This is a genomic window from Ancylomarina sp. (assembly GCF_041555295.1).
Lineage (GTDB): Bacteria > Bacteroidota > Bacteroidia > Bacteroidales > Marinifilaceae > Ancylomarina.
Window position 1 is genome coordinate 1 of sequence record NZ_JBFFKR010000340.1, and the last position, 3100, is coordinate 3100.

At 37.5% G+C, this 3100-nt stretch carries 3 protein-coding genes; 1 reads left to right on the top strand and 2 read right to left on the bottom strand.

Annotation, left to right across the window (positions count from 1 at the left end; translation table 11 throughout):
• A partial coding sequence (locus tag ABY905_RS15575; RefSeq protein ID WP_372645535.1) for an MGH1-like glycoside hydrolase domain-containing protein occupies positions 1-756 on the top strand: 756 nt, incomplete at its 5' end.
• A 592-nt stretch (positions 757-1348) separates the two neighbouring features.
• On the opposite strand, the gene ABY905_RS15580 is transcribed toward ABY905_RS15575, so the two are convergent.
• Both ABY905_RS15580 and ABY905_RS15585 read right to left on the bottom strand, forming a co-directional pair.
• Positions 1349-1762: a VF530 family DNA-binding protein gene (locus tag ABY905_RS15580; RefSeq protein ID WP_372645537.1), complete on the bottom strand. Its 414-nt coding sequence runs from the start codon at positions 1760-1762 to the stop codon at positions 1349-1351.
• 72 nt (positions 1763-1834) lie between these two features.
• Positions 1835-2578 carry a DUF6261 family protein gene (locus ABY905_RS15585; protein ID WP_372645538.1) on the bottom strand — a complete coding sequence of 248 codons (744 nt, stop codon included), beginning with the start codon at positions 2576-2578 and terminating at the stop codon, positions 1835-1837.
• Positions 2579-3100: the final 522 nt, after the last annotated feature.

The following is a 3100-nucleotide window of genomic DNA, read 5'->3' on the forward strand; positions in this document are numbered from 1 at the left end:
AACGATCAGAATGGCCTATGCGAATATGGCTCTACTGATGGTTCACTTATCGCAGCCAAATGGGAATCGGGCATGGATAATGCTGTTCGTTTCGATGATTCTAAAATGCTAAAAAATAATGAGCATGGATGGTCGATGAATCAAGAGTCGGTAGACCTTAATGCTTACTTACAAGCTGAAAAAGAACAATTAGCAGAACTAGCCAAAATTCTAGATTTAACTGAAGAAGCTAAAACATATAAGCAGGAAGCCTCATCTTTAAGTAAAAGAATTTCTTCTGACTTTTGGGACGAAGCAACAGGCTTTTTCTACGATAGAGAAATTGTAACAGGTAAACTATTAACTGTACAACAAGGACCTGAAGGATGGATTCCTCTTTACACTGGCATTGCAACTAAAGAACAAGCCAAAAGAGTAAGTTCTATCCTGATGGACTCAACCAAGTTTGCAACTAAAGTTCCCTTCCCTACTCTGGTTGCCAATCATAAAAAATTCAATCCCCTTAAGGGATATTGGAGAGGTCCGGTTTGGTTAGATCAAGCATACTTTGGTATTAAAGCACTGGAGCAATATGGCTACAATAAAGAAGCAGATCTATTAACTCAAAAGCTTCTTCAAAATACTGAAGGTCTGCTTAAGGATGCACCCATTAGAGAGAATTACCACCCTATCAGCGGCGAGGGTTTAAATGCAAATCACTTCTCATGGTCAGCTGCACATTATCTGATGCTGCTTAGCGACGAGAACGATAAGTAATTAACAATTTACGATTAGTAATAAGGGGTATTTCATATTTTGAAATACCCCTTATTTTTTTTCCTCCCAAAAGAACCTTATAGACTTACCAAGGCAAACACTTACTTTTTCAACAACAAATCTTTGGGCAAACCCCTGCGGGTCGGGCTATACGCACTCGCTCTTTGTAAAAAAAAAATCAAAGGAGCTCAAACAAATGCTTCTATCCCTTTTGCAAAAAAACCTCCACCATCAGGGCGAACTCATACTTTAATATCTGTATATTTTTCAGCCCAGAATGGGCGGTAGATCGTAGTATTTACAACATTCTCCGAAGGAGGAAAACAATTCTAATTCACTATCAGGTCAACGTAGCAAAGTATGAGTTTACAACCCATGGCTACCGCACAATCTGATTGCATTCGCAGAAAACAAGCTAAAAGCTCGCACTGCCAGGGAGAACACCAAGTAATTATGGACTTGCAACAAAAAAACACTCCCCTTTATCCGCTCTCAAGAGGGGAATTTTAAAGTCCCCCTTTCAAGGGAAATACAGGGGATGTTTAGAGTATTAAATAAAAGGTGTTTTAAACGAAGCCAATAAATACTTAAATCAATCAGCCTTCAAGTTATTATCAACTTTATCCTTCATTAAAAAAACATGTTCGATCTTCTTTTCTTCCAACATATCCAAATAGACGTCCTCAACATGCTCACGAGCCCAAGGCGTTCTTCTTAAAAATCCGAGGCTCGATTTCATTGTAGGATTATACATGAAACAGCGAATATTCACACGATCTCCCAGATACGCCCAACCATAATACTCTACCAGACGTTCTAAAATCTGAGCCAGCTTCACGCCATGTAAGGGATTACTTAATTCTTCTTCGGTAGCTTGTCTCCTGTTTCGTCTTGCAGGTTTCTTTTCGTTAAGCTCTTCATTCGTCTTTGCTTTAAACTCTGCATTCGAAAGTTCATCTGATTGCTTCGGTTTATCAATCTCCTCCTTATTGTTCTTTATGTCCATTACTGGTAAATGTTTTGTTTTATTCGCTTATTAAATAATAATCCTATCAATTCAGAATATACTGTGAAACCCTTAATCGCTAAGTTTACTGGCTAATTCCGTCTCAAGCTCGCCGGTTTTGCTACGTCGTTTTACCAATTCGTTATTCCTATCGATCAACTCGGCAATTGTTTTGGCGGTGGCCTCGTAGCTAGCAGGCTTTACCTTTGCCATCGTGTTCATATAGCCCACCAAGTTAGCATTAATCTCTACGATACTCTCTTTCTTCAACTGACTGGCAGATGCCAAATCTTTCTTCTCGCTCTTTAGCTCTGCTTGTTTCAATGCCACATCTGAAAAATCTTTTTGAGCCGCACTTAATGCTGCAATAATTTCTGAAACGCCTTGCAATTTAGCTATTGCGGCCACAATATCGGTCTTTGCTAAGTCATTTAATAATGATGCAATATCTGCCGACTCTTCGGCATAATCGCCATGCTGTATACTTAAACCATAGTGTTTTAATATGTTGTTTACTACCAAGGCTGCTTCTTTCATCTCGGCAATAGGAATATGAGTATAGCCCTCTACCAACTTAAATAAGGCTTTAACTGCCGTGTTTCGCACTTTGTTTTTCTCTGCCATCTGAGAATAGATTCTCAATCGCTTAATTGCCTCAACAAATGCAGTGTCCATAGTGCCTAGCCTTTCAATTACAGGCATCAGGTAAGTGTCTGCACTCCAATCATCCTCTGCCAATACTTTTAAAATAAGAGTTAACAAGGCACACGTATCGCCATTGCGACTACTTGTTGAGATTTTCTTAATTAATACCATAAATAGAGGTTTTTAAAAATTGGTATTTATTGATTCTACAGAATATCATCTTATGCTTTACCTATATTGTTTTAAAAATGTATATTTTTTGCTTTACCTATTTAGGTATAGAGCAAAAATTCAATTTATCATCCTTTACCTATTTAGGCATAGAGCAATAAATCAATTATTCTTGCTTTACCTATTTAGGTATGGAGCAAAAAACTAATTCATCTTACTTTACCTATTTAGGTATAAAGCCAAAAATTGACTTTTCTTGCTTTACCCATTTAGGCAAGAAGCAAAAGACAAATAAATATAACACTTTTTTTTTGTTTAATGAACTTTAAAGGAATACGCACGAGCTACAAGCTTACTGGCAGTAAAGTTATCGTTTCTTAAAGAGAGCTTAAGCTACTTCCTTTTCTTCTGGAACAACATCAGCTTCTTTACAAGCATCAATATAGTGAAGATCTTCGGCTGCATCATAGAATACTGCAAATGCAGTATTTATCCACACAAGAGAAATTAGAATACCAAAAC

Excerpts from the sequence above, each read along its gene's own strand:
- ABY905_RS15580 (WP_372645537.1), bottom strand. The coding sequence starts at position 1,762 with ATGGACATAAAGAACAATAAGGAGGAGATTGATAAACCGAAGCAATCA.
- ABY905_RS15585 (WP_372645538.1), bottom strand. The coding sequence starts at position 2,578 with ATGGTATTAATTAAGAAAATCTCAACAAGTAGTCGCAATGGCGATACG.